Origin of the sequence: Acidovorax sp. GBBC 1281 (assembly GCF_028473645.1) — a bacterium.
Classification (GTDB): Bacteria; Pseudomonadota; Gammaproteobacteria; order Burkholderiales; family Burkholderiaceae_C; genus Paracidovorax.
Genome location: NZ_CP097269.1, coordinates 5,162,364 through 5,187,410, shown reverse-complemented (window position 1 = coordinate 5,187,410; position 25,047 = coordinate 5,162,364). Strand labels below are relative to the sequence as shown.

23 protein-coding genes and 2 pseudogenes are annotated in these 25,047 nt (G+C 69.6%); 13 read left to right on the top strand and 12 right to left on the bottom strand.

Annotation, left to right across the window (positions count from 1 at the left end; all coding sequences use genetic code 11):
• Together M5C96_RS24345 and M5C96_RS24340 are read right to left on the bottom strand one after the other, a co-directional pair.
• Positions 1–636 (bottom strand): MarC family protein, encoded by a 636-nt coding sequence (locus M5C96_RS24345; protein ID WP_272565846.1) that lies wholly within the window; start codon positions 634–636, stop codon positions 1–3.
• Complete coding sequence (locus M5C96_RS24340; protein WP_272565845.1) at positions 636–1,382, bottom strand: SDR family oxidoreductase; 747 nt, start codon at positions 1,380–1,382, stop codon at positions 636–638. Before M5C96_RS24340 ends, M5C96_RS24345 begins: the two co-directional genes overlap by 1 nt.
• Positions 1,383–1,539: 157 nt before the next feature.
• Between M5C96_RS24340 and M5C96_RS24335 the strand changes: the two genes are divergently transcribed.
• The 5 genes from M5C96_RS24335 to M5C96_RS24315 all read left to right on the top strand — a co-directional run bounded on the left by M5C96_RS24335 (position 1,540) and on the right by M5C96_RS24315 (position 5,526).
• On the top strand, positions 1,540–2,229 hold the full coding sequence (locus tag M5C96_RS24335) for a dienelactone hydrolase family protein (protein ID WP_272565844.1): 690 nt from the start codon (positions 1,540–1,542) through the stop codon (positions 2,227–2,229).
• A 229-nt stretch (positions 2,230–2,458) separates the two neighbouring features.
• Entirely contained in the window at positions 2,459–3,460 is a 1,002-nt protein-coding gene (locus tag M5C96_RS24330) for an acyl-CoA dehydrogenase (RefSeq protein ID WP_272565843.1), read from the top strand.
• On the top strand, positions 3,448–4,206 hold the full coding sequence (locus M5C96_RS24325; RefSeq protein ID WP_272565842.1) for a PIG-L deacetylase family protein: 759 nt from the start codon (positions 3,448–3,450) through the stop codon (positions 4,204–4,206). Before M5C96_RS24330 ends, M5C96_RS24325 begins: the two co-directional genes overlap by 13 nt.
• Position 4,207: 1 nt before the next feature.
• Complete coding sequence (locus M5C96_RS24320; protein ID WP_272565841.1) at positions 4,208–4,852, top strand: SAM-dependent methyltransferase; 645 nt, start codon at positions 4,208–4,210, stop codon at positions 4,850–4,852.
• On the top strand, positions 4,849–5,526 hold the full coding sequence (locus M5C96_RS24315) for a glycosyltransferase (protein WP_272565840.1): 678 nt from the start codon (positions 4,849–4,851) through the stop codon (positions 5,524–5,526). The genes M5C96_RS24320 and M5C96_RS24315 overlap by 4 nt, the downstream gene beginning before the upstream one ends.
• 149 nt (positions 5,527–5,675) lie before the next feature.
• Here M5C96_RS24315 and M5C96_RS24310 read toward each other — a convergent pair whose 3' ends face one another.
• From M5C96_RS24310 to hemB, 10 genes and pseudogenes are all read right to left on the bottom strand, one after another.
• Complete coding sequence (locus M5C96_RS24310; RefSeq protein ID WP_272565839.1) at positions 5,676–7,316, bottom strand: S-layer protein; 1,641 nt, start codon at positions 7,314–7,316, stop codon at positions 5,676–5,678.
• Between the two features lie 180 nt (positions 7,317–7,496).
• A complete protein-coding gene (locus tag M5C96_RS24305) occupies positions 7,497–9,065 on the bottom strand; it encodes a DHA2 family efflux MFS transporter permease subunit (protein ID WP_272565838.1) in 1,569 nt (522 codons plus the stop codon).
• A 102-nt stretch (positions 9,066–9,167) separates the two neighbouring features.
• The gene (locus tag M5C96_RS24300; protein ID WP_272565837.1) at positions 9,168–10,469 is read right to left on the bottom strand and encodes an HlyD family secretion protein; all 1,302 of its coding nucleotides are present in this window, start codon (positions 10,467–10,469) and stop codon (positions 9,168–9,170) included.
• Positions 10,470–10,529: 60 nt separating this feature from the next.
• The gene (locus M5C96_RS24295) at positions 10,530–12,116 is read right to left on the bottom strand and encodes an efflux transporter outer membrane subunit (protein WP_272565836.1); all 1,587 of its coding nucleotides are present in this window, start codon (positions 12,114–12,116) and stop codon (positions 10,530–10,532) included.
• 13 nt (positions 12,117–12,129) lie between these two features.
• Positions 12,130–12,660 (bottom strand): MarR family winged helix-turn-helix transcriptional regulator, encoded by a 531-nt coding sequence (locus M5C96_RS24290; protein WP_272565835.1) that lies wholly within the window; start codon positions 12,658–12,660, stop codon positions 12,130–12,132.
• A gap of 68 nt (positions 12,661–12,728) precedes the next feature.
• Positions 12,729–13,539: pseudogene (locus M5C96_RS24285) on the bottom strand (ABC transporter permease).
• A 1-nt stretch (position 13,540) separates the two neighbouring features.
• Positions 13,541–14,242, bottom strand: coding sequence for an ABC transporter permease (locus M5C96_RS24280; protein ID WP_272565834.1), 702 nt, complete (start codon positions 14,240–14,242; stop codon positions 13,541–13,543).
• Positions 14,239–15,045: pseudogene (locus M5C96_RS24275) on the bottom strand (ABC transporter ATP-binding protein); the annotation flags it as partial. The pseudogene M5C96_RS24275 and the gene M5C96_RS24280, both read right to left, overlap by 4 nt.
• 55 nt (positions 15,046–15,100) lie before the next feature.
• Complete coding sequence (locus tag M5C96_RS24270; RefSeq protein ID WP_272565833.1) at positions 15,101–16,279, bottom strand: magnesium transporter CorA family protein; 1,179 nt, start codon at positions 16,277–16,279, stop codon at positions 15,101–15,103.
• Between the two features lie 69 nt (positions 16,280–16,348).
• The gene (hemB, locus tag M5C96_RS24265) at positions 16,349–17,356 is read right to left on the bottom strand and encodes a porphobilinogen synthase (RefSeq protein WP_272565832.1); all 1,008 of its coding nucleotides are present in this window, start codon (positions 17,354–17,356) and stop codon (positions 16,349–16,351) included.
• 126 nt (positions 17,357–17,482) lie between these two features.
• Here hemB and M5C96_RS24260 point away from each other — a divergent pair, with 126 nt between their 5' ends.
• The 8 genes from M5C96_RS24260 to fusA all read left to right on the top strand — a co-directional run bounded on the left by M5C96_RS24260 (position 17,483) and on the right by fusA (position 24,850).
• Positions 17,483–17,911: a CopD family protein gene (locus M5C96_RS24260; RefSeq protein ID WP_272565831.1), complete on the top strand. Its 429-nt coding sequence runs from the start codon at positions 17,483–17,485 to the stop codon at positions 17,909–17,911.
• Positions 17,912–17,934: 23 nt separating this feature from the next.
• Complete coding sequence (locus tag M5C96_RS24255) at positions 17,935–19,071, top strand: VanZ family protein (RefSeq protein WP_272565830.1); 1,137 nt, start codon at positions 17,935–17,937, stop codon at positions 19,069–19,071.
• Between the two features lie 9 nt (positions 19,072–19,080).
• On the top strand, positions 19,081–19,440 hold the full coding sequence (locus tag M5C96_RS24250) for a (2Fe-2S) ferredoxin domain-containing protein (protein WP_092745838.1): 360 nt from the start codon (positions 19,081–19,083) through the stop codon (positions 19,438–19,440).
• Between the two features lie 87 nt (positions 19,441–19,527).
• The gene (locus M5C96_RS24245; RefSeq protein ID WP_272565829.1) at positions 19,528–20,169 is read left to right on the top strand and encodes an alpha/beta hydrolase; all 642 of its coding nucleotides are present in this window, start codon (positions 19,528–19,530) and stop codon (positions 20,167–20,169) included.
• A gap of 100 nt (positions 20,170–20,269) precedes the next feature.
• Complete coding sequence (locus M5C96_RS24240; protein WP_272565828.1) at positions 20,270–21,439, top strand: D-alanyl-D-alanine carboxypeptidase family protein; 1,170 nt, start codon at positions 20,270–20,272, stop codon at positions 21,437–21,439.
• A 135-nt stretch (positions 21,440–21,574) separates the two neighbouring features.
• On the top strand, positions 21,575–21,952 hold the full coding sequence (gene rpsL, locus M5C96_RS24235; RefSeq protein ID WP_010104110.1) for a 30S ribosomal protein S12: 378 nt from the start codon (positions 21,575–21,577) through the stop codon (positions 21,950–21,952).
• Positions 21,953–22,123: 171 nt separating this feature from the next.
• On the top strand, positions 22,124–22,597 hold the full coding sequence (rpsG, locus tag M5C96_RS24230) for a 30S ribosomal protein S7 (protein WP_056668881.1): 474 nt from the start codon (positions 22,124–22,126) through the stop codon (positions 22,595–22,597).
• A gap of 150 nt (positions 22,598–22,747) precedes the next feature.
• On the top strand, positions 22,748–24,850 hold the full coding sequence (fusA, locus tag M5C96_RS24225; protein WP_272565827.1) for an elongation factor G: 2,103 nt from the start codon (positions 22,748–22,750) through the stop codon (positions 24,848–24,850).
• Positions 24,851–25,047: the final 197 nt, after the last annotated feature.

Genomic DNA, 25,047 nt, shown 5'->3' with positions numbered 1-25,047 from the left:
TCAGCGCGCGACCAGCACGGGGAAAAGCTTGCCCAGCCCTTCGGCCATCACCTCCACCGCCAGCGCCGCGAGGATCAGGCCCATGAGCCGCGTCATCACGTTGATGCCGGTCTTGCCCAGCACGCGCGCGATGGGGTCGGCCAGCGCGAAGCACAGCGCCGTGGCGCCGGCGATGACCACGCCGTAGCCCACCAGCGCCAGGTGCTGCCAGAAGGTCTGCGCCCGGTCGGCATAGATCACCACGGTGGACATGCTGGCCGGCCCGGTGAGCAGCGGGATGGTGAGCGGCACCACGGCGATGCTGTCGCCCTGGGCGGCCTTCTCGGCGCCTTCCTCCAGTTCGTGGGTGTGGGGCTTGGCCTCGGCCGGCTGGGCATTGAGCATGTTCATCGCGCTGATGAGCAGCAGCATGCCGCCGCCCACCTGGAAGCTCTGCAGCGAGATGTTGAAGAACTCCAGGATCTGCAGCCCGAGCAGCGCGCAGGCCGCGATCACGCAGAACGCGCTGAAGGCCGCCACCTGGATGGTGCGCCGGCGCTGGCGCTGCGAGAACCCGTCGGTGTAGTGGATGAAGAACGGCACGATGGCCAGCGGGTTCACGATGGCCAGCAGCGTGATGAGCGGTTTCAGGTCCATCAGCGGCCTCCGGAGACTTCGAGCAGGGACAGGGTGGTGTAGCTGGCCGCCTCCGACATCAGCCAGACGATGGCCTCGGCCACCTCCCCGGCCGTGCCGCCCCGGCCCATGGGCACCTGGTGCGCCAGGTCGCGCACGCGGTCGGGCAGGCCGCCGCTGGCGTGGATGTCGGTGTCGATGAGGCCGGGCCGCACCGCATTCACGCGGATGCCCTCGGCCGCCACCTCGCGGGCCAGGCCGAGCGTGAGCACGTCGATGGCGCCCTTGGAGGCGGCGTAGTCCACGTACTGCCCGGCCGCGCCCAGGCGCGCCGCGGCGCTGGACACGTTGACGATGCTGCCGCCCGCGCCGCCGTGCTTCGTGCTCATGCGCCGCACGGCCTCGCGGGCGCAGAGAAAGCTGCCCACCACGTTGATGTCGAACATGCGGCGCAGGCGATCGGCGCTCATCGGGTCCACGCGCGCCGGCACGTCGACCACGCCCGCGTTGTTCACCAGGGCGCCGAGCGCGCCGAAGCGGGCATCGACCGCCTCGAACAGGGCGACGACCTCGTCTTCCTTCGCCACGTCGGCCTGCACGGCGATGGCCTGGCCGCCCGCCTCGCGGATGGCCTGCACCACGGCGTCGGCCGCCTGCGCATCGCGGGCGTAGTTCACCGCCACCGCCCAGCCCTGGCGCGCGGCCAGCCGGGCGGTCGCTGCGCCGATGCCCCGGCTACCACCGGTCACAAGTACCACTTTGTTCAATTGCCGTCTCCTGCAAGAATGCACCGTTGGCGAAAGGTCCCGCATTACAGCATCCGCCGGCCCGGGCCACCACCGGGCCGGCGCGTCTTTTCACCGTTCCGCTTTCTTCCAACCACCCTCTCTCACTCATCCCTTCCGGCAAAGGAGTCGCATCATCATGGGCAATTTCGTGGACATCGCATCGGCTGACGGTTTCAAGGTGCCCGCCTGGGTCGCGCAGCCCGAGGGCCAGGCGCGCGGCGCCGTGGTCGTGCTGCAGGAAATCTTCGGCGTGAACTCGCACATCCGCGCCGTGGCCGACCGGCTGGCCGCGCGCGGCTACCTGGCCGTGGCGCCCGCCACCTTCGCCCGGGTGCAGCCCGGGGTCGAGCTGGGCTACAGCGCTCAGGACATGCAGGACGGCATCGCGCTCAAGTCCCGGGTCGAGGCGCTGCCCGGCGCGGGCGTGCTGCCCGACATCCAGGCCGCCATCGACCACGCGGCGCAGGCCGGCGGCGGCAAGGTGGGCATCGTGGGGTTCTGCTGGGGCGGCCTGCTCACCTGGCGCGCGGCGTGCGAGCTGCAGGGCCTGTCGGCCGCCGTCTGCTACTACGGCGGCGGCATGACCACCACCGAGGAAAGCGCGCGCACCCCGAAGGTTCCGGTGCTGGCGCACTTCGGCGACCGCGACCACTTCATCGCGCTCGACAGCGTGCAGGCCTTCGGCCGGGCGCACCCGGAAGTGGAGGTGCACGTGTACGACGCCGACCACGGCTTCAACTGCGACCAGCGCGGCTCCTACGACGAGGCCTCGGCCACCCTGGCGCGCGAACGCACGCTGGCGTTCTTCGCCAAGCACGTGGGCTGAGCGGAGCCCCCAGGGCCGCCGGACCGGTTGCGGGCCCGGAGGCGGCCGACCGGCGTCCTACAACAGCGGCGGTCCGCCGACCGGCGTCCCATAACGGCAGGGGGCCGCCGACCGGCGTCCCACAGCGGCAGGGGGCCGAGGCTGACACGGCCGCCGAGGGCCGCCCCCTAGCGTCGGAAGGATGCGCCGCGATCTCCTTCCCCCCACCGATTTCCCTCTGGGCACCCCCGTGCGCCACGCACTGGACCGGGTCCAGGCGTTCGGTGCCGACCCGCAGGCCCGTGCCACCACCGCCGATCGTTTTCGCTGGCTCGCCAAGGTGACCGGTGAGGACGCCGCCATCGGCAAGCTGTTCGAATCCCATCTGGACGCGGTCGGCATCGCGCGGGAGATCCTGGGCGATGGCGACGCCGCCGCGCTGGTCCGTGCGGTCGATCCGTCGCAGGGCCTGTGGGGCGTGTGGGCCGCGGGCGGGCCGGCCGGCGCCGAACTGCAACTGGCCGTGGGCCCCGACGGCGGGCTGGTGGTCTCCGGCCGCAAGTGCTGGTGCTCGGGCGCCTCGGGCGTCAGCGCCGCCCTGGCCACGGCCCGCGATGCGGACGGGCAGGTTCAACTCATTGCCGTGTCCATGCACCACCCCCGGGTCACCGTCACCCGTGAGGGCTGGGACGCCGTGGGCATGGCCGATACCGCCAGCGTCGACGTGCTGTTCGACACGGTGCCGGCATGGCCCGTGGGGGCGCCCGGCGCCTACCTGGACCGGCCGGGCTTCTGGCACGGCGCGGCCGGCATCGCTGCCTGCTGGCACGGTGCCGCTGCCGCCGTGGCACAGCGCCTGCGCGAGCGGGTGCAGCAGCGCGGCGCGGCGGCGGACGACCTGCTGGCCGCCCACCTGGGCGCGGTGGATTGCGCGCTGTCCGCGTCCGCCCTGGCACTGCGCCACGCCGCCGCCGCCATCGATGCGCACCGGGCGGGCGGCCCGCCGTTCGGCCGCCGCGAGGCCCTGCAGGTGCGCGGCACCGTGGAAGCGGTCGCGTCCACCACGATCGACCACGTGGGGCGCGCCCTGGGGGCGGGCCCTTTGTGCCGCGACGCTGACCACGCCCAGCGCGTGGCGGATCTTGCGGTCTTCCTGCGCCAAAGCCATGCCGAATGGGACCTGGCGGTGCTCGGCCGCCTGGCGGCCCAGGCGAACGGAACCCTTCCTGGAGACAATGCATGGACGCTGTGATCGCCTCCCACAAGCCCGCCGCCCGGCGCCTGCGGGCCGTGCCCGCGCGCACGCCGGTGCCGGCAGCACCGCAGCCGCGGTTGCTGCCAGCCACCCCCGAATCGCTGGTGGCGCCCTTCAGCCGCGTGGTGGTCGTCGCGCCGCACCCCGACGACGAGGTGCTGGTGCTCGGCGGCACGGTGGCGCAACTGGCGCGACGTGGCCACGAGGTGCTGGTCTACGCGGTCACCGATGGGGAGGCGAGCCACCCGGGTTCGCACGCCTGGCCCGCCGAGCGCCTGCGGCAGGTCCGGCCGCAGGAGTCGGCCGACGCCCTGGCGCAACTGGGTATCGCGGCGACCGTGGTGCGCCTGGGCCTGCCCGATGGCGGCCTGGCGGCCGAGGAGCTTGCGCTCGCGGCACACCTGCAACTGGCGCCGGGCGACACGGTCTTCGTGCCGTGGCGCCACGACGGCCACCCCGACCACGAGGCCTGCGCCCGCGCCGCCCTGGCGGCGGCCCGCACGGTGGGGGCCTGCTGCATCGAATACCCCGTCTGGGCCCTGGTGCCCGAACACGCGGCCCACGCGCGGCTGCGCCATCGCACGCTGCGGCGCATCGCCGTGGCCGACGACCTGGTGCAGGCCAAGGCCCGCGCCGTGCGCGCCTTCCAGAGCCAGATCCAGCCGGACGGCGGCGTGGCGCCGGTGCTGCCGCCTTCGGCGCTGCAGGCGTGGAGCGGCCGCTTCGAGTGGGCGATGGCCTGACATGGGCGCGCCCCTGGCCGATACCGCGCACTTCGATCAACTGCACGCGCGCAGCGCCGACCCGTGGGGCGTGCACACGCGCTGGTACGAGCGCCGCAAACGCGATCTGCTGCTGGCCGCGCTCTCCCGTCCCCGATACGCCCAGGGCTTCGAGCCCGGCTGCTCGGTGGGCGGCAACACGGTGGCGCTGGCCGCGCGCTGCGACCGGCTCATCGCATCCGATGCCAGCGCGGCGGCGCTGGAGCGCGCCGCCGCCACGCTGAGCGGCGCCAGCCATGTGGCGCTGCGGCACTGGCGCTTTCCGCAGCACTGGCCCGAGGCCCCCAGCGACCTCATCGTGGTGGCAGAACTGGCCTATTACCTGCCGCCGGCCGATTTCGCCCATTTCCTCGCGCAGGTGCCCGGGCATCTGCAGCGCGGCGGCCACCTGGCGATGTGCCACTGGCGCGCGCCGGTGGCCGATGCGCCGGCCCATGGCGACGGCGTCCACGCGCAGGCGCGGGACACCCTGGCGCTCGACCACGTGGGCGGCTGGTGCGACGAAGACATGCGCATCGACGTGTGGCAGAACGGCGGCGGCACCTCGGTGGCGGAGGCGGGCGGCGCGCAGGAGCGGCTGGCCCGTGCGGCGGAGGGCGCCACATGATCGGCGTGTGCATTCCGGCGCACGACGAAGCCGCCCTCATCGGCGCCTGCCTGGATTCGGTGTGCGCGGCGGCCGCGCAGTTGCAGGAACCCGTGCGCATCGTGGTCGTGGCCGATGCCTGCCGGGACGCCACGGCGGCCCTGGCGCGCACGTGGGGCTGCGACGTGGTGGAGATCGGCGCGCGCTGCGTCGGCACGGCGCGGGCGGTGGGCATGGACCACCTGGTCGGGCTCGGCGCCCGCTGGCTGTGCTGCACCGATGCCGACAGCCGCGTGCCGCCGCAGTGGATCACGGCGCAACTGGCCTGCGCGAGCGATGCCGTGTGCGGCACGATCGGCGTGGAGGACTGGCACGAGCACCCCCTGCACGTGGCGCAGGCCTTCGCATCGCACTACCAGGATCGCAACGGCCACCGGCACATCCACGGCGCCAACCTCGGCGTCTCGTCCGCGGCCTACCGGCGCGCGGGCGGTTTCGCGCCGCTCGTGGCGCACGAGGACGTGCGGCTGGTCGAGGCCCTGCTCGCCCAGCAGGCGACGGTGGCGTGGGTGCGCGACCCGCGGGTGATCACCAGCGCACGCCGCATCGCCCGCGCGCCGGAAGGGTTCGCGGCGTGGTTGCAGGCGCGCTGGCACACGGGGGGCGGGGTGCCGGCCGGCGCCGCCCTGACGTGAGGCGGGCCGCCGCCGGCGCGCGCGCGGCCGCGCGGTGATCGAGCCAAAAAGGGCTCCAGCGCATATTTTTCTAGGGCATTGTGCTATTAAATAAATAGCAAACTACCCCGGCCATCCACAGGCGCCAGGCGCCCCGCCGCGCCCGGCCTTCAGCGCACCGACACGAAGATCGGGTTGGAATAGAACCAGAGGTTGCCGTAGTTGCGGTCGTTGATCTGGTCGTGGCGCTGGGCCGGGTCGGACGTGGTCACCGCCTGGTCCGCCAGCGGCTCGCCGTTCGCGGTGAGGCCGGCCACGTTCTCGCCCAGGTTCGTGCCGCGCAGGCGCAGGTACTGGTTCCTGGCGATGGTGAGCGGAATCTCCATGGTGTAGTAGCCCTCGCCGTCCTGCGTCCAGTCGGCGGCCGTGAACCGGCGCAGCACGCGGGTGGTCGGGTTGGTGGCCTGCTGGTAGGCGGCGGAGCCGGGCTGCGCGCGCTCGCCCACGTCGCCCGCGATGAGATCGATGTGGTCCACCTTGGGCGTCATGTTGCCCAGATTGCCGCTGGCCACCGGGCGCTGGTAGTTGTTGACCGGCGGGCTCTTGAAGCGGATGCGCACCGTCACGCTCTCGCCGGCCGAGGCCTTGATCTCCTGGCCCATGGTGCCCTTGCCGCTCAGGGCGTACACGTTGAAGTCCAGCGCGTTGATGAGGTCGCCGAAGACGCCGAAGCTGCGGCCCGCGCGCAGGCTGTCGACCAGGCCGCCGATGCCCCCCTCCGCCTTGCTGGCCTGCCAGACGTGGTTCTTGGCGTATTCGCCCGGGTAGTAGCCGCTGCTGTTGTTGTTCGAGTCGATCTCGAAGTGCGAGTCGGAGTCGGCGATGTTCCAGATGCGGCGGCCCTCGCCCAGCAGCGCGTCCCACACGCCGCCCAGTTTCGCCACGATGGCGTCGGTGCCGCCGTAGGTGCGGTTGGCTTGGTTGGCGTCGATGTAGGCCGAGGTGTAGCCGCCGCGATCGGGTTCGAGCTGGTTGCCCACCATGCCCGCGATGGCGAACACGATCCTGGGCGCCAGGTCGTTCATCTGGCGCAGATCGGCGATCGAATACTTGCCGGGGTTGCGCGAGGGGTGGTTGATCAGGGCGTAGCTGGTGTCGGGGTACTTTGCCTTCAGCCAGGCGATGGCCTTGAGCGCGTCGTCGGCCGTCTGGTTGAAGCGCTGCGGGTACTGGGCCTTCCAGCGGGCCACGTCCGCCGCGTCGAAGAGTGATTCGGCGCCCGTGGTGAACAGGTACTGGAACTCCTTGGCCCCGCTGGCGGAGGGCTTCAGGCTGCCGCTGGACCCCTCGAAGAGGCCCACGCCGATGTGGTCGTGCGTGGGCATGTCCCACTCGAACCCCGAGAAGATCAGCTTGCCGGCGTAGTTGCCGGAGGCCTGCAGCGCCTGGATGCGTGGGATCTCATAGGCCTCCATGCCATAGGCGAAGGCCTTGGGAGCGGGCAGCAGGTTGGCCGCGTTGTCGTACTTGGACGAACGCAGGTGGTTGGTCACCGCCATCCAGTCCAGGCGGTAGGTGGTGAAGGCCTTGCCGAGCAGGAAGTCGAGCGTCTGCGTCGTGCGCGAATCGTCCGATTGCACCGTGTGGGTGTGCAGGTCGCCGGTGGTCCAGCGACCCTGTTCGGCGGCGGGCGTGCCGTCGCCGGAGCCGCCGCAGCCCGCCAGCAGGAGGGAGGGAAGGGCCAGGGCGATGGCCAGGGGCATCCGCGCACGGCGGAAGGTTTTGGGGGCAGGGGCAGAGGGGCGGGTCATGGGTTATCTGGATTTTTTGACGCAGGGGCCGGCGGCCGGCGGATGCCGGTGGCAGCCCCGCGTTTGTAGAAATCCCGGATGAACCCGTGATGACATCGCCTGCGCAGGCGGCTTGGTGCCCGCGCGAATGCCCCGGAGTGAGGCCGTGGCGCAACAAACAGTCGCCCCGGCCCCCCGGCCTCAGTGCGCGCCGGCCGCGGCGTCCGCGCTGCCGGCGCTGGGACGCACCGGGTGGGCCAGCCAGACCAGCGGAATCAGCAGCAGGAACAGCACGGCCGACGCATAGAAGATGTCGTTGGCGGCCAGCATGAAGGCCTGCTGGTTCACCATGCGTTCCACCTGCGCCAGCGCCTGCTCGGGCGTGAGGCCGCCCGCCTGCAGCCCCTGCAGCGTCTGCGTGACGGCCACGCCGCCCTGCTGCAGCCCTTCGGTGAGCTGGGCATGGTGCAGCGTGGCGCGCCGCTCCCACAGCGTGGTCGAGACCGAGGTTCCGATGGCCCCGGCCGTGATGCGCATGAAGTTCGACAGCCCCGAGGCCGACGGAATGCGCGCGGGTGTGATCTCCGACAGCGTGATCGTCACCAGCGGGATGAAGAAGAACGCCATGGCGATGCCCTGGATGATCGTGGGCACCATGATCGTGGTCAGGTCGGCCTGGGTGTTGAACCGCGAGCGCATCCACAGCACCAGCGCGAACACCAGGAACGCGAAGGTGGCGAAGCGCCGCGGGTCCACCTTGGCGATGTTCTTGCCCACCACGGGCGAGAGCACCAGCGCCAGCAGCCCCACCGGCGCCAGCACCTCGCCGGCCTGCGTGGCGGTGTAGCCCATGTACTGCTGCAGCCACAGCGGCAGCAGCACCACGTTGCCGAAGAACAGGCCGTAGCCCACCGACGTGGCCAGCGCGCCGGCCCAGAAGTTGCGGATGCGGAACAGCGTGAGGTCCACCACCGGGTGCGGCTCGCCGCGCTCCCAGATCATGAAGGCGGCAAAACCCACCACCGCCACCACGCCGCACGCCACCACCCAGGGCGAGGCGAACCAGTCGTGCTCCTTGCCGATGTCCAGCATCACCTGCATGGCCGCGACCCAGATCACCAGCAGCGCCAGGCCGATGGAGTCGATGGGCAGCGCCCGCCGCTCGGATTCGCGCTTGTGGAAGATGCTCCAGGTGACCAGCACGGCCATGATGCCCACCGGCACGTTGATGTAGAAGATCCACGGCCAGCTCATGTTGTCGGTGATCCAGCCGCCCAGGAGCGGCCCCATCACCGGCGCGACGAGCGTGGTCATCGACCACATCGCCATCGCCAGCCCGGCCAGCGCCTTCGGGTAGCTGGACAGCAGCAGCGACTGCGACAGCGGAATCATCGGCCCGGCCACGAAGCCCTGCAGCGCGCGGAAGGCGATCAGCGTGGCCATGTTGGGTGCGATGCCGCACAGCAGCGAGGCGATCACGAACAGCGTCACGCTGGCCACGAACAGGCGCACCTGCCCGAAGCGCTGCGACAGCCAGCCCGTCAGCGGCACCGCGATGGCATTGGCCACCGCGAAGCTGGTGATGACCCAGGTGCCTTGCGTGGGGCTCACGCCCAGGTCGCCCGCGATGGCGGGCAGGGACACGTTGGCGATGGACGTGTCCAGCACGTTCATGAACGTCGCGGCCGAGAGGGCCAGCGTGCCCCACATGCGCGCGCTGCCTTCGAGGGGCGGCGGCGCCTGGGGCGCAGGGGTGTTGGGGGAAGACATGGGTCAGCGTGTTGTGGGAGTGGTTCTACGGCTGGCCCGCTGCGGCGGTGCGCAGAGGGTCTGTCTTGGGGGGGCGAGGCGCCGCCGGGGCGGTCCGCAGGGTCAGTGCGACGCGGTCGTGGCCGGCGCCATGGCGACCTGCGACGCGCCCTTGGCCGGCGCGGCGGCCAGCGTGGGCTTGTAGCCCGGGCCGGCGTTGGCCGCGATGATGCGGGCCACGTCGGCACCGGCGCCCTTGTCCAGGTCGTCGTACACCGCGGTCTGCGCCACGGCCTGGGTGCGCGGCGCGTCGGCCAGCAGGTGGCCGCTGCGGTCCTGCGTGTCCACCTTCACGTCCATGGACAGCCCCACGCGCAGCGGGTGGGTGCGCAATTGCTCGGTGTCGATCGCGATGTGCACCGGCACGCGCTGCACCACCTTGATCCAGTTGCCGGTGGCGTTCTGCGCGGGCAGCAGCGCGAAGGCCGAGCCCGTGCCCACGCCCATGCCGGCGATGGTGCCGGTGTACTCCACCTTCTTGCCGTACAGGTCGGCCGTGAGCCTGGCGGGCTGGCCCAGGCGCAGGTTGCGCAGCTGGTTTTCCTTGAAGTTCGCATCCACCCACACTTGGTTGAGCGGCACCACGGTCATGAGCGGCGTGCCGGCGGCCACGCGCTGGCCCAGCTGCACGGTGCGGCGCGCCACGTAGCCGTCCACGGGGGCGGGCAGGTCGGTGCGGCGGGCGGCCAGGTAGGCCTCGCGCACCTTGCCGGCGGCGGCCAGCACGTTGGGGTTCTGGTCCACCGAGATGCCCTGGGTGAGCGACTGGTTGCTGGCGAGCTGCTCGCGCGCTGACACCACGCCGGCCTCGGCCGCGGCCAGCGCGGTACGGGCCGCGTCGAGCTGGCTCTGGGCGTGGTTCAACTCTTCCTTGGACACGGCGCCGTTGCCCGACAGGGCCTGGCGGCGGCGCAGGTCGTCGGTGGCGCGGGCGATATCGGAGCGGGCCTTGGCCACGTCCGCCTGGCGCAGGCTGATCTGCGCGTTGAGCGAGCCGTTGTTGGCATAGAGCGTGCGCGCCTGACGCACCGCCTGGGCCAGGCCCGCCTCGGCCTGCTCCAGCGCCACGCTGGCATCCGCGGGGTCGAGCTTGACCAGCGCGGCGCCGGCCTTCACGAAGTCGGTGTCGTCGGCCAGGATGGACATCACGGTGCCGCCCGTCTGCGGCGTGATCTGGATGACATTGCCCTGCACGTAGGCGTTGTCGGTGTCTTCGTAGTGGCTGGCCACCAGCCAGTCGTACACGCCCCAGGCGCCGCCCGCCACCACCACGACGGCGGCGAGCGAGATCAGGGCCTTGCGGCGGCGGGCCTTGGCGGCGCCGGGGTCTGCGGGCGTGGTGGCGGGGGTTTGCGGTGCGTTCATGGAAAGGGCTCCTCGCGGTCGGGAAGGTGTTCGGTGCGGTAAAAAGGGGTGGCGGGCGGCTCAGTGCGCGGCGGTGGCAGCGGCAGGGGCCGCTGTGGCCACGGCACCCGCGGCGCCGGGCGTGGTGGCGGCGTAGCCACCGCCCAGGGCGCGGATGAGCGCGACCTGGGTGTCCAGGCGGCGTGCCTCCAGGTCCACGGCCTGGCGGCGCTGTAGCAGCACGGCCGTCTCGGCGGTGAGCACGTTCAGGTAGTTGCCCAGGCCCGTCTGGTAGCGCTGGCGGGCGATGTCGTAGGCGGCCTCGGCGGCCTCCTGGGCATGGCGCTGCTCGGCCTGCTGGCGGTCGATGGAGCGGGCCGAGGCGAGCTGGTCGGCCGCGTCATGCACGGCATCCAGCAGCGCGGCGTTGTAGCTCTCGACCGCCGCATCCACGTCGGCGGCCTTGCCGCGCAGGTTGGCGCGCAGGCGGCCCGAGTCGAAGATCGGCAGGCGGATCGCCGGGCCGATGCCCCACTCCTTGCTGCCGGCCTCGGCGAAGCGGTCCAGCCCGATCGACGACAGGCCCAGGAAGGCCGTCAGGTTCACGTTCGGATAGAACTGCGCCTTGGCCACGGCCACGTCCTGGGTGGCGGCCTCCACGCGCCAGCGCGCGGCGGCCACGTCGGGCCGCCGGCCCAGCAGGTCGGCTGGCAGCGTGCTGGGGATTGCTATCGAATGAATAGCATCCAGGGCAGGAAAATCTAGGGCGTTCGCGGCATTTGGCTGACCCACCAGCGCGCCCAGGGCATTGCGGGTGAGGGCGATCTGCTCCTGGATCGCCTCGATCTGCTGGCGCGCCTCGGGCAGGCCGCCTTCGCTCTGGCGCCGCTCCAGCAGGGTGTCCAGGCCCGCATCCACGCGGTCGCGCACCAGGCGCAGCGTTTCGTTGCGCTGGGCCAGCGTGCGTTCAGCCACGCCCAGCTGGGCCTTCAGGCGCGCCAGCTGGAAATAGCTGCGCGTCACGTTGCTGGCCAGCAGCAGGCGCGCGGCCTGGGCGTCGGCCTGCGCGGCATTGGCGCTGCCCAGGGCGGATTCGAGCGCGGCGCGGTTCTTGCCGAAGAAGTCGATCTCCCAGCTGCCCGACAGGCGCGCCGTGCCGCTGTTGAGCACGCTGCCAGCCAGCGGCGGCGGGTAGGGGCCGTTGGCGCTGTAGAGCTGCCGGTTCACGTCCAGGCTGCCGTTGAGCTGCGGGCCGTCGGCCGCGCGGGCGGTCTCGATGAAGGCCTGGGCGCGGGCGATGCGCGCCTCGGTGAGCTTCAGGTTGGGGTTGGTGGCCAGGGCGCGGTCGATGAGCGCATCGAGCTGGCCGTCGCCGAAGCCCAGCCACCAGTCCGTGGGCAGCGTGGCTTCGGCGAAGGACTTCTGCGCCGCGGCACCGGCGGCCGGCGCCGCGAGGCCGAGCGAGGCGGCATCGCGCATCTGCGCGTGCGGCGCGATGCCGGACATGTCGGCGCAGGCCGTGAGGCCCGGCAGGGCTGCCAGCGCGATGGCCAGCGTGGCGAAATATTGCAGCGCGCCGCGCAGCGAGCTGGGGGTGTCGGGCGCCGCGGCGTCGCGGGCCGAGGCCGCATCGGCTGCGGCGGGCGTGGAGGGAAAGGTGGCGTTCATGGTGGACTGACTCTCAGGATGGGCGGGGCGTGGCGGTGTCGGCCGCCGCCCCCAGCGTCTGCAGGTTGCCGTGGATGCGTTGCAGGAAGTCCTGCAATTGGCGGTACTCGGCCGGCTGGAAGCCCTGGGCGCACACCTGCTGCACGTTGCCCAGGATGTCGGGGATCTGCGCGGCTGCCGCATGCCCTTCGGGCGTGAGTTCGATGTGCACGACCCGGCGGTCTTCCACCGAGCGCGTGCGGGAGCACAGGCCCTTGGCCTCCAGCCGGTCGAGCAGGCGGGTCATGCCGCCGGCGTCGAGCTGGCACAGCCGCGCCAGGCCCGCGACCGTGTTCTCGTGGTTCAGGTACAGGCGCAGCAGCGGTTTCCATTGCGCATCGGTCAGGCCCAGGGGCTCCATGCGGCGCTCGATCTCGCTGGCGACGATGCACACGATGCGACGCATCTGGTAGCCGATGCTTTCTTCCACCAGAAACGGAATGCCCGCCACGGTGAGCGGGGCGGGCGGCAGGCGGCTGGCATCGGTTTTTTGGGCGTCGATCATGGCCTGAACAATAATTGACTAGACAAACAATGTCAAGTCTCTATTTGCCAGGTCGGGTTCGAAGGGGTTCAGTTGCCGGTGGAGGCGTAGTGCCGCAGGCCCAGGCGCCAGGCGCCAGGCCCCGAAGGCGGCGGCCAGGAAGGCGAAGCCGGCGGCGGGCGACACCCAACCCACCCAGGCGGGCGCGCCCAACGGGTCGGGGTGCGACAGGATCGCCAGGCCCGGGTAATACGCCACGCAGGCCAGCGGCACGGCGAATGTCAGCAGCCGGCGAAACCACTGCGCATAGAGCGCCAGCGGGTACTGCGCCGCCTGCACGCCGCCGTAGGTGAGGACGTTGGCGATCTCCAGGCTCTCCACGGTCCAGAACGCCAGCGTGCCCTGCAGCACCAGGATGCCCAGAAACAGGGCCACGCCCCCGGCCACCGCCCATGCCGCCAGCGCGAGGGTGGCCGGCGTCCAGTCGATCGGCGCCTGCGCGGTGGCGAACGCCACCACCATCAGCCCCTGCAGCAGCCGCCCCAGCCGGCTCAGGCGCAGGTCGTGGCCCATGAGCTGCAGCGCGAGCGGCTGCGGGCGCAGCAGCAGCCGGTCGAACGCGCCCGTGCGCAGGAACTCGGTGCCCAGCACGTCGAAGCCGCGCCCCAGTGCGTCCGCCACCGCGAACATGCAGTTCACCAGGCCGTAGAACAGCGCCACCTCGCCCAGGCTCCAGCCCTGCACGCTGCCGAAGCGGTGGAACAGCGCCCACACCGCGACCACCTCGATGCCCGTGGCGAGGAACTGCCCCAGTGTCATCAGCATGGCGGAGGCGGGGTAGCGCGCCTGCGCATGCAGCGAGGCGCCGGCCAGGCGGATGAAGAGCGCGAACGATCCCATCTCAGCCGCCCTGGATTTCGAGGTGGCGCAGCGTGCGCCGCATCGCCAGACGGCCCAGCGCCACCAGCACGGCGATCCAGAAGGCCTGCAGGGCCAGCCCGCCCACGGCCTGCCAGCCGGACCAGTGCCCTGAATGGATGCGCGACGGAATGTCCAGCAGCCCCGCCAGCGGCTGCGCGATCAGCGCCCACTGCCACGCATCGGGCAGCAGGGGCAGCGGCAGCAGGTTGCCCGACAGCACCACCACCGCCGGCACGGCCAGCGCGTTGATGCCGCGCTCGTTGAGCGCCGCCGTGGCCGCCACGTTCAGCAGCATCACCAGTGCGGTGGACAGCAGCACCCGCGCGGCGATCCAGCCGGCGCTGCGCGCGAACCACAGGCCGTAGGCGTCCACCGGCCGAAGCCGGTCGTACGCCACCGCGCCCGTGCGCACGGACTGCGCCACCTCCGGGTCGCCCGACCACGGCAGCAGCGCCAGCAGCCCCTGCGCCAGCCAGGTGTAGGTGATGGCCTGCTGCAGCGGCATGGGCACGCCCGAGGCGCCGGCGCCCCCGTAGAACGCGGCCAGCACCATCACCTTGATGCCGCCCCACCAGCACTGCGTGCCGAAGCCGGCGAGCGCCGCCGTGCGGTACTGCAGCATCTGCAGGAAGCGCGAGACGAACGCGGCGGTGTAGGGCCGCAGCGCCAGCGGTGGCCTCATGCCTCGGCCGCGCCGTGCAGCGCGTAGAAGCGGGCGATGACCTCTTCGATCGCCAGGCCCTCCAGGCGGATGTCCTGCACGGCGTGCGCGGCCACCAGCTGCGCGATGAGCGCGGGCGCCGTGGTGACGGCCGGATCGAACCCCAGCACCAGCGTGCGGCCTTCGCGCGCATGGACCGACACGCCGGGCTGCGGCGCCAGCACGGGCGCGTCGTGCCCGAAATCGACCACCAGGCGCCGCTCGGCCATCACCTGGGCGCGCAGGGCCTCGACCGGGCTGTCGGCCAGCACGCGGCCATGGCCGATCACGATCACGCGCTCGGCCAGCGCCTCGATGTCGTGCATGTCGTGGGTGGTGAGCAGCACGGTGGTGCCGCGCTCGCGGTTGGCGCGGCGCACGAAGTCCCGCACCGCGAGCTTGGACGGCGCATCCAGGCCGATGGTCGGCTCGTCGAGGAACAGGATGTCGGGCTCGTGCAGCAGCGCCGCCGCGATCTCGGCGCGCATGCGCTGGCCCAGCGAGAGCTGGCGCACCGGCTGGGCCAGCACGCCTTCCAGCGACAGCAGCGCGACCAGCTCGTCGCGTGCGCGGCGGTAGCGCTGCTCGTCCACGCGGTAGATGTCGCGCAGCAGATCGAACCCCTCGCCCACCGGCAGGTCCCACCACAGCTGGGTGCGCTGGCCGAACACCACGCCGATGCGGGCGACGTGGCGCTCGCGGTCGTCGCTGGGGTGGCGGCCGTCGATCTCCACACGCCCGCCGCCGGGCCGCAGGATGCCGGACAGGATCTTGATGGTGGTCGATGTGCGAAGGGGCGCCGATTCTATCGGCGCGCAGGGCCCGGCGCCCTGTGCCCCCTCAGTGGTGGCCCGTGCGGGCGAGGTAACGCTTGCGCCAGAACAGCGCGATCAGCGCCACCGCGATCACCGTCATCGAGCCCATCGCCCACCAGAAGCCGTCCTGCTTGTGCACCAGCGGAATGAACTCGAAGTTCATGCCGAAGATGCCCGCGATGAGGTTCAGCGGCAGGAACACGGCGGTGAGCGCCGTGAGCGTGCGCATGATGTCGTTGGTGCGGTTGCTCTGCACGCTGAAATGCATCTGCACCGCCGTCTCGGTGCTCTGCTCCAGCCGGCGCACGTGGTGCACCACGCGCTCGATGTGCTCCAGCACGTCCCGGCTGCGCACCTTGAGCAGGTCCAGTTCGCGCTGCAGCGCCGGGGTTTCGGGCTCGGGCCAGGTCTCCACCGCATCGATCCAGTCCTGCACGGCGGTGTTCTGGTCTTCGCAGATTTCGTCGAGCTGGTGCAGCGCCAGCCGGGCCTCCAGCAGCGCGCTCCAGTTGGCGAAGCGCGCCCGGGGCTTGAGCAGCTCGGCCTGCCAGTGGTCGAGCTGCCGGCTCAGCTCCCGGCGCAGGTCCAGGTAGCCGTCCACGATGAGGTTGACCACGCGCATCATCAGATCGGCGGGCGAGGTCGGCAGGCGCGCCACGGGCGAGGAGCCCGGCGGCCGGTGGTCGCGCGGCGCATCGCCCCGGGCCTCCCCCCGCGCGGTGGCCAGCAGCCGCGCCGCATAGGCATCGCGCACCGCGCAGTCGGCCGGGTGCACCGACAGCAGCACCTGGTCGAACACGGCGAATCCCACAGGGCTGGTGTCGATGCGGCGCAGCACCGGTGGGCCCGTCATGCGGCCCGGCGCGGCGGGAGGCGCGGCCTGCGGGCTTGCTGCGGTGGCCGCGCCGGCTGCGCTGGCCGGTGCCGCGCCCGGGCCGGCGGCCGCCAGGCGGCGGAACACCAGCAGGTCGTATTGCGAGGTGTAGTCGTAGTGCGATGGCAGCTGCGCGTTCAGCAGATCGGACACGTGCAGGTCCACCAGCTGCAGGCCGGTGGTGGCCTGCAGCTGGGCCTGCTGCAGGCCCAGCTGCTCGCCGAAAGCCGCGCGGGTGCACGAGATCCAGTAAAAGCCGGCGGCCGGGGGCTGGGAGGGCAGGGCGGCCAGTTCGGTGGCGTTGCCCTGGTGGATGTGAAAGATGCGCATGGGGGCCTGGGGCAGGGCGGGGAAGACACCGGCGCCGGCCCTGCGGGCAGGCGGCCGGGGGGCGGTCGCTTACTTTTGCAGCAGCCGCGCCGCGTCGCGGGCGAAATACGTCAGCACGCCGTCGGCGCCGGCGCGCTTGAAGGCCAGCAGGCTTTCCATCATCACCGCGTCGTGGTCGAGCCAGCCGTTGGCGGCCGCGGCCTTGAGCATGGCGTACTCGCCGCTCACCTGGTAGGCGAAGGTGGGCACGCGGAACTCGTCCTTCACGCGGCGCACCACGTCCAGGTACGGCATGCCGGGCTTGACCATCACCATGTCGGCGCCTTCGGCGATATCGAGGGCCACCTCGCGCAGCGCCTCGTCGGTGTTGCCCGGGTCCATCTGGTACATGTTCTTGTCGGCCTTGCCCAGGGCGCCGCGCGTGCCCACGGCATCGCGGAACGGGCCGTAGAAGGCGCTCGCGTACTTGGCGCTGTAGGCCATGATGCGCGTGTGGATGTGGCCCTGCACTTCGAGCGCCTCGCGGATCGCACCGATGCGCCCGTCCATCATGTCGCTGGGCGCCACGATGTCCACGCCCGCCTCGGCATGCGTGAGCGCCTGGCCGGTGAGGATCTCCACCGTTTCGTCGTTGATGATGTAGCCGGTGGCATCGAGCACGCCGTCCTGGCCGTGGCTCGTATAGGGGTCCAGCGCCACGTCGGTCATCACGCCCAGCGCGGGGAATTCCTTCTTGAGCGCCCGCACCACGCGGGGAATCAGGCCCTCGGGGTTGAGCGCCTCCTTGCCGTCCGGCGCCTTGAGCGCGGGGTCGATGGCCGGAAACAGCGCTAGCACCGGAATGCCCAGCTTCACGCAATCCTCGGCCACCGGCAGCAGGAGGTTCAGGCTCAGGCGCTCCACGCCCGGCATCGACGCGATGGCCTCGCTGCGGCCCTGGCCTTCGTGAACGAACACGGGGTAGATCAGATCGTGCGGCGTGACGGCATGCTCGCGCACGAGGTTGCGGGTGAAGGCATCGCGGCGCAGGCGGCGCGGGCGGTTCTGGGGGAAGGGGGTGGGGCTGGACAGATGCATCCCGAAATTGTGCGCCACATTGCCGCGGGGCGGGCTCCGTCCGGCCCTTCGACGTGATGCCGGCCGCCGTGGTTTTTGCGCGTCGGACTCCGCCGGACGGCCCGGCACGGCACGTACACTGCCCCCATGCTCTGGGTCAAAGCCTTTCACATCGTCTTCGTGGCCAGCTGGTTCGCCGGCCTGTTCTACCTGCCTCGGATCTTCGTCAACCTGGCCATGGTGGCACCGGGCTCGGCCGCCGAGCGCGACCGGCTCCTGCTCATGGCGCGCAAGCTGCTGCGCTTTACCACCTTCCTGGCCGTGCCGGCCATCGCGCTGGGGCTGTGGCTCTACCTGGGGTACGGCATCGGACGCGGGCCGGGCAACGGCTGGATGCACGCCAAGCTCCTGGTCGTGGTGCTCGCCGTGGGCTACCACCATGCCTGCGGCGTGCTGCTGCGCAAGCTGGCCAGCGGCCAGAGCCGGCGCAGCCACCGCTGGTTCCGCTGGTTCAACGAAGTGCCGGTGCTGCTGCTGGTGGCCGCGGTGGTGCTGGTCGTCGTCAAACCCTTCTGACGCGCCGGCCGCGCGCCCCCGCCGTGCACAAGACATCCGCCTGGCCCCTGGCGCTGATCTACGCGGCCCTCGTGGTCTTCGCCAGCCTGTTCCCCTTCGACGGATGGCGCGAGCAGGGCATCTCGCCATGGGTGTTCCTCACCGCCCGCATCCCCCCGCCGTACTGGACGTGGTTCGACGTCAACATCAACATCGCCGGCTATGCGCCATTCGGCTTCCTGCTGGCGCTGGCCCTGCTGCGCACCGGCTGGCCGCGCTCTGCGGTGCCCGTGGCCGCGCTGGCGGGCGCGCTGCTCTCGATGCTGATGGAGTTCCTGCAGATCTACCTGCCGCGGCGCGTGCCCTCCAACATGGACCTGATGCTGAACGCGCTCGGCACGCTGGGCGGCGCGCTGCTGGCGGCGCTGCTGGAGCGGCTGGGCGCGCTGGCCCGCTGGAGCCGGCTGCGGGCGCGGTGGTTCGTCGCCGACGCCAGCGGGGCGCTGGCCTTGCTCGCGCTGTGGCCGGTGGCACTGCTGTTTCCCGCCGCCGTGCCGTTCGGGCTGGGCCAGATGTGGGAGCGCCTCGAGATCGCGCTGGAAGACCTGCTGGCCGACACCCCGTTCCTGGACTGGCTGCCGCTGCGCGAAACGCCGCTGGAAGCCCTGTCGCCCAGTGCCGAACTGCTGGCCGTGATGCTGGGCCTGCTCGTGCCCTGCCTGCTGGGCTACTGCGTGATCCGCCACATCGGCCGCCGCGTGGCGTTCTCGCTGGCCACGGTGGTGGCGGGCGTGTCGGTGACCGCGCTGTCCTCCGCGCTCAGCTACGGCCCGGCGCATGCCTGGGAGTGGCTCGGCACCCCGGCCCGCGTGGGCGTGTGGGCCGGCATGGCCGTCGCGCTGATGCTGGCCGGCCTGCCCCGCCGCGCCAGCGCCGCCGTGCTGCTATTGCTGCTGATGCTGCACCTGAACATCCTCAACCAGGCGCCCACCAGCGCCTATTTCGCCGACACCCTGCAGGCCTGGGAGCAGGGCCGCTTCATCCGCTTCTACGGCCTGGGCCAATGGCTGGGCTGGCTCTGGCCCTACGCCACCCTGGTCTATGTGGTGCAGCGCGTGGCCCGGCGCGACCGGGACCCGGCCGAGGGCCACGCGGACACCCCTGTTCGCATCGGCTCCTAAAATGCCTGGATGACCGACACCCCCACGCCGCCAGCCGCGCAGCCTGGCTACTACGCCCGCCACATCTTCTTTTGCCTGAACGACCGCACCAACGGCGAGGACAGCTGCGCCCACCACGGTGCGCAGGCCGCGTTCGACCGCTGCAAGTCCCAGGTCAAGGCGGCCGGCCTGTCCGGCCCCGGCAAGGTGCGGGTGAACAAGGCCGGCTGCCTGGACCGCTGCGCCGGCGGGCCCGTCGCCGTGGTCTATCCCGAGGGCACCTGGTACACCTTCGTGGATGGCAGCGATATCGACGAAATCGTGGAATCGCACCTGAAGAACGGCCAGATCGTCGAACGCCTGCTCACGCCGCCGGAACTCGGGCGCTGATTCGCGCGCCGATCGGTTTTTAAGTGTTTTTGGCTGTCTGCCCTAGATTTTATTGTCCTGACAGCTATTTATTTGATAGCAAATCCAGTGAATGCCCAGACTGAACGCCTGACCCTCACCGGCGCTGCCGGAGCCATCGAAGCGGCACGCGATGCGGCCCAGGCGCCAGACGGCGCGCCCTCGCGCGGCGTGGCGGTGATTGCCCACCCGCACCCGCTGTTCGGCGGCACCATGGACAACAAGGTGGTGCAGACCCTGGCGCGCGCCTTCGTGCACAGCGGCTGGACCGCGGTGCGCTTCAATTTCCGGGGTGTGGGCGCCAGCGCCGGCACGCATGACGCGGGCCAGGGCGAGCTGGAAGACTTCCTGGAAGTGGTGCGCCAGGCGGCGCCCGAGGGGCCGCTGGCCCTGGCGGGCTTCTCGTTCGGCGCCTTCGTCACCAGCCATGCGCTGGAGCGCCTGTGGGGCGAGCGCAGCATCGAGCGGGTGGTCCTGGTCGGCACTGCCGCCAGCCGCTTCACCGTGGCGCCCGTGCCGGCCGAGGCGCATGAGCGCACGCTGGTCGTGCACGGCGAGCAGGACGACACCGTGCCGCTGTCGGCCGTCATGGACTGGGCGCGGCCGCAGATACTCCCCGTCACAGTCGTGCCCGGCGGCGGGCATTTCTTTCACGGACAATTGCCGCTCCTGAAAAACCTGGTGTCCCGCCACCTGCTGGCGGGGAACTGACAGCCCTCCAGACGCTCCCTACCGGGCACCGCACGGCGCGCCATCCCCGCCGCCGTTTTTGACCGTTTGGTTTGTTTCCTTGCCCCGAATGCCTGTTTCCATGAAGCCCTTCCTCTCCACGCTGCGTTCCTTCGTTCTTGCCGCCGTGCTGGCGCCTGCCGCCCTCTGGGCGCAGGGCCAGGCCCCCCAGCCTCCCGAGATCGCCGCGCGCAACTACCTGCTGCTCGACGTGACCGCCGGCCAGGTGCTCGCCGCCAAAGACATCGACGCGCCGGTGGAGCAGGCATCGCTCACCAAGCTCATGACGGGCTACTTGGTCTTCGACGCGCTGCGCGCCAAGAAGATCACGCTGGAGCAGAAGCTGCCCGTGAGCGTGCTGGCCTGGAAGATGCCCGGCTCGCGCATGTTCATCGATCCCAAGATGCAGGTGCCGGTGGAAGACCTCATCAAGGGGATGATCGTGCAGTCGGGCAACGACGCCACCATGGCCCTGGCCGAAGGCGTGGGCGGCACGGCCGAGAACTTCGTCAAGCTCATGAACGACCAGGCCAAGGCCCTGGGCATGAAGAACACGGCCTACAAGAACCCCGAAGGCCTGACCGAGCCGGGCCACACGACCACCGCGCGCGACCTGGGCGTGCTGGCCACCCGCCTGATGCAGGAATTCCCCGAGTACATGCACTACTACGCGACCAAGCACTACGCGTATCCGGGCACGCCGCCCTCCAATGGCACCAACCGCAATTCGCTGCTGTTCCGCGATCCCACGGTGGACGGCCTCAAGACCGGCCACACCGCCGCTGCCGGCTACTGCCTGGTGGCCACGTCCAAGCGCGACTTTCCGAACGTTGGCCAGCGCCGTCTGCTGTCCATCGTGCTGGGCGCCTCCAGCGAGAACGCCCGGGCGAACGAGAGCCAGAAGCTCCTGAACTGGGGCTACACGGCCTTCGACGCCGTCAAGCTGTTCGACGCCGGCCAGCCCGCCGCCACGCCGGCCGTCTGGAAGGGCAAGCAGAACACCATCCAGATCGGCCGCCCGGATGCCATCGTCGTGACCGTGCCGTCGGGCAGCGCCGGCAAGGTCACGACGCAGATCGTGCGCACCGACCCGCTCGTGGCACCGTTCACCAAGGGCCAGTCGATCGGCACCCTGAAGGTGTCGCTGGGCGAGCAGCCCATCGCCGAAGTGCCGCTGGTGGCGCTGGAGACGGTGGAGCAGGCCGGCATCTTCGGCCGCGCCTGGGATGCCATCCGCCTGTGGATCAAGTGACACGGCGGCGGCCGGCTGGCCGCCCCGCGATTGCTCCATCAGCGCCAACCTGCTACATTAGAAGGCTTTTCGGAATTTCCGAAGGGATTCACGTTTTCGTTTTTCACGAAGCATTTCACGTTTAGGGACGTATTCATGCCAACCATCAATCAACTGGTCCGTCAGGGTCGCGAGGTCGAAAAGATCAAGTCGAAGAGCCCCGCGATGGAAAACTCTCCTCAGCGCCGCGGCGTGTGCACCCGTGTGTACACCACGACGCCAAAGAAGCCTAACTCCGCACTGCGGAAGGTCGCCAAGGTTCGCCTGACCAACGGTTTCGAAGTCATTTCCTACATCGGCGGCGAAGGCCACAACCTGCAGGAACACAGCGTCGTGCTGGTTCGTGGCGGTCGTGTCAAGGACTTGCCCGGTGTGCGTTACCACATCGTGCGCGGTTCGCTCGACTTGCAAGGCGTGAAAGACCGCAAGCAAGCGCGCTCCAAGTACGGTGCCAAGAAGCCCAAGGCCAAGTAAGCCCTGCGCTTTTTTGCAAAAAGATATCCGGTGCTGTTTCCCGCGTGGCGCGGTGATCCAGCGTAGTGACCCCAAGCGCAACTGTCTTGCGTGGGTCGAGTAAGTGGGAGTCCTGAATGGCTCTCGCGGTGTCTGAAAAGATGCCAACTGAAGCAAACATGAGGTGAAAAAATGCCACGTCGTCGCGAAGTCCCCAAACGTGAAATCCTGCCGGATCCCAAGTTCGGCAATGTAGAGCTGTCCAAATTCATGAACGTGATCATGGAAGGCGGCAAAAAGGCAGTGGCAGAGCGCATCATTTACGGCGCGCTGGAACTGATCGAGAAGAAGCACCCCGACAAGGACCCCCTGGAAGCGTTCACCGTTGCCATCAACAACGTGAAGCCTATGGTCGAAGTGAAGTCCCGCCGCGTGGGCGGTGCCAACTACCAGGTGCCTGTGGAAGTGCGCCCCGTGCGCCGTCTGGCACTGTCGATGCGCTGGATCAAGGAAGCCGCCCGCAAGCGTGGCGAAAAGTCGATGGCGCAACGCCTGGCCAACGAACTGCTGGAAGCCACGGAAGGCCGTGGCGGCGCGATGAAGCGCCGTGACGAAGTGCACCGCATGGCCGAAGCCAACAAGGCATTCAGCCACTTCCGCTTTTAAGCCTCCAGGCTTTCTCCGGTGCAAACGTAAGGCCGCTGGCATTTTCTGCCTGCGGCCTTATCTTGATTCAGGTCGCCGGCAAATTGTGGTGCTGCGTCGCAAAAGCGGGTGGCCCATCACACGAACACAACGTTCAACCAAGGATTTACCATGGCTCGCAAGACCCCCATCGAGCGCTACCGCAATATCGGTATCTCGGCCCACATCGACGCTGGCAAGACCACGACGACCGAGCGGATTCTTTTCTACACCGGTGTGAACCACAAGATCGGTGAAGTGCATGACGGCGCAGCCACCATGGACTGGATGGAGCAGGAGCAAGAGCGCGGCATCACTATCACCTCGGCTGCCACCACCTGCTTCTGGAGCGGCATGGACCGTTCGTTCCCCGAGCACCGCATCAACATCATCGACACCCCCGGCCACGTGGACTTCACGATCGAAGTGGAGCGTTCCATGCGCGTGCTGGACGGCGCCTGCATGGTGTACTGCGCCGTGGGCGGCGTGCAGCCACAGTCGGAAACGGTGTGGCGCCAGGCGAACAAGTACAAGGTGCCCCGCCTCGCGTTCGTGAACAAGATGGACCGTACCGGTGCCAACTTCTTCAAGGTCGTCGAGCAGATGAAGCTGCGCCTGAAGGCCAACCCCGTGCCGATCGTGATCCCGATCGGTGCCGAAGAAAACTTCACGGGCGTGGTCGACCTGCGCAAGATGAAGGCCATCATCTGGGACGAAGCCTCGCAAGGCATGAAGTTCACCTTCGAAGAGATCCCTGCCGACCTGCTGGAAACGGCCAAGGAATGGCGCGAGAAGATGGTCGAGGCGGCTGCTGAAGCTTCCGAAGACCTGATGAACAAGTACCTGGAAGAAGGTGATCTTTCCGAAGAGGAAATCACCCTCGGCCTGCGCACGCGTGCCATCGCCTGCGAAATTCAGCCCATGCTGTGCGGTACGGCCTTCAAGAACAAGGGTGTGCAGCGCATGCTGGACGCCGTGATCGAACTGATGCCTTCTCCGGTGGACATTCCTCCCGTGGGCGGCACCGACGACGACGAGCAACCGACGAGCCGCAAGGCCGACGACTCGGAAAAGTTCTCTGCCCTGGCGTTCAAGCTGATGACCGACCCGTTCGTGGGTCAGTTGACGTTCGTGCGCGTGTATTCCGGTGTTCTGTCCAAGGGCGACACGGTGTACAACCCCGTGCGCGGCAAGAAGGAGCGCATTGGCCGTATCGTGCAGATGCACGCAAACAACCGCGAAGAAGTCGATGAAATCCGCGCTGGCGACATCGCCGCCTGCGTGGGCCTGAAAGACGTGACGACCGGTGAAACCCTGTGCGATCCCTCGGCCATCGTGACGCTGGAGCGCATGGTGTTCCCTGAGCCCGTGATCCGTCAGGCCGTGGAGCCGAAGTCGAAGGCCGACCAGGAAAAGATGGGTATCGCACTGGGCCGTCTGGCTGCCGAAGATCCTTCGTTCCGCGTCAGCACCGACGAAGAATCCGGCCAGACCATCATCGGCGGCATGGGCGAGCTCCATCTGGAAATCATCGTGGACCGCATGAAGCGCGAATTCGGCGTGGAAGCCAACGTGGGCAAGCCTCAAGTGGCCTACCGAGAAACCATCCGCAAGACGGTGGAAGAGGCCGAAGGCAAGTTCGTCCGCCAGTCCGGTGGTAAGGGCCAGTACGGCCACGTCGTGCTCAAGATCGAGCCGAACGAAGCCGGCAAGGGCATCGAATTCGTCGACGCCATCAAGGGCGGTGTGGTTCCTCGCGAATTCATCCCCGCGGTGGAAAAGGGCATCAACGAAGCCGTCACGCAAGGCGTGCTGGCCGGCTACCCGGTGGTGGACGTCAAGGTCACGCTGCACTTCGGTTCGTACCACGATGTGGACTCGAACGAACTCGCGTTCAAGATGGCCGCCATCTTCGGTTTCAAGGAAGGTTGCCGCAAGGCCAACCCCGTGATTCTCGAGCCCATGATGGCCGTGGAAGTCGAAACGCCGGAAGACTACGCCGGTACGGTGATGGGCGACTTGTCGTCCCGCCGTGGCATGGTGCAGGGCATGGACGACATGGTCGGCGGCGGCAAGGCCATCAAGGCGGAAGTGCCCCTGTCGGAAATGTTCGGCTACTCGACCTCGCTGCGCTCCGCAACGCAAGGCCGCGCCACCTACTCGATGGAATTCAAGCACTACAGCGAAGCCCCTCGCAACGTGTCGGAAGCCATCATGGCTGCACGCGCCAAGTAATTGGCAAGGGAAGGGGCGGCTTCGGCGGTCCCTTTCGGTTGGTTTTATGGAATTGGCTGCCAGCGCTTATCGAGTAAGCGCTGGCAGCTATGAAAAAAATAGCAGCAAGATCCTTGCAATCTGCGACCCGGTGCCGTCCTGTTGCCCTGTGCGGGACGACTCAGCAATCGGGTGCAGACGTTAAACCCTGACACAGG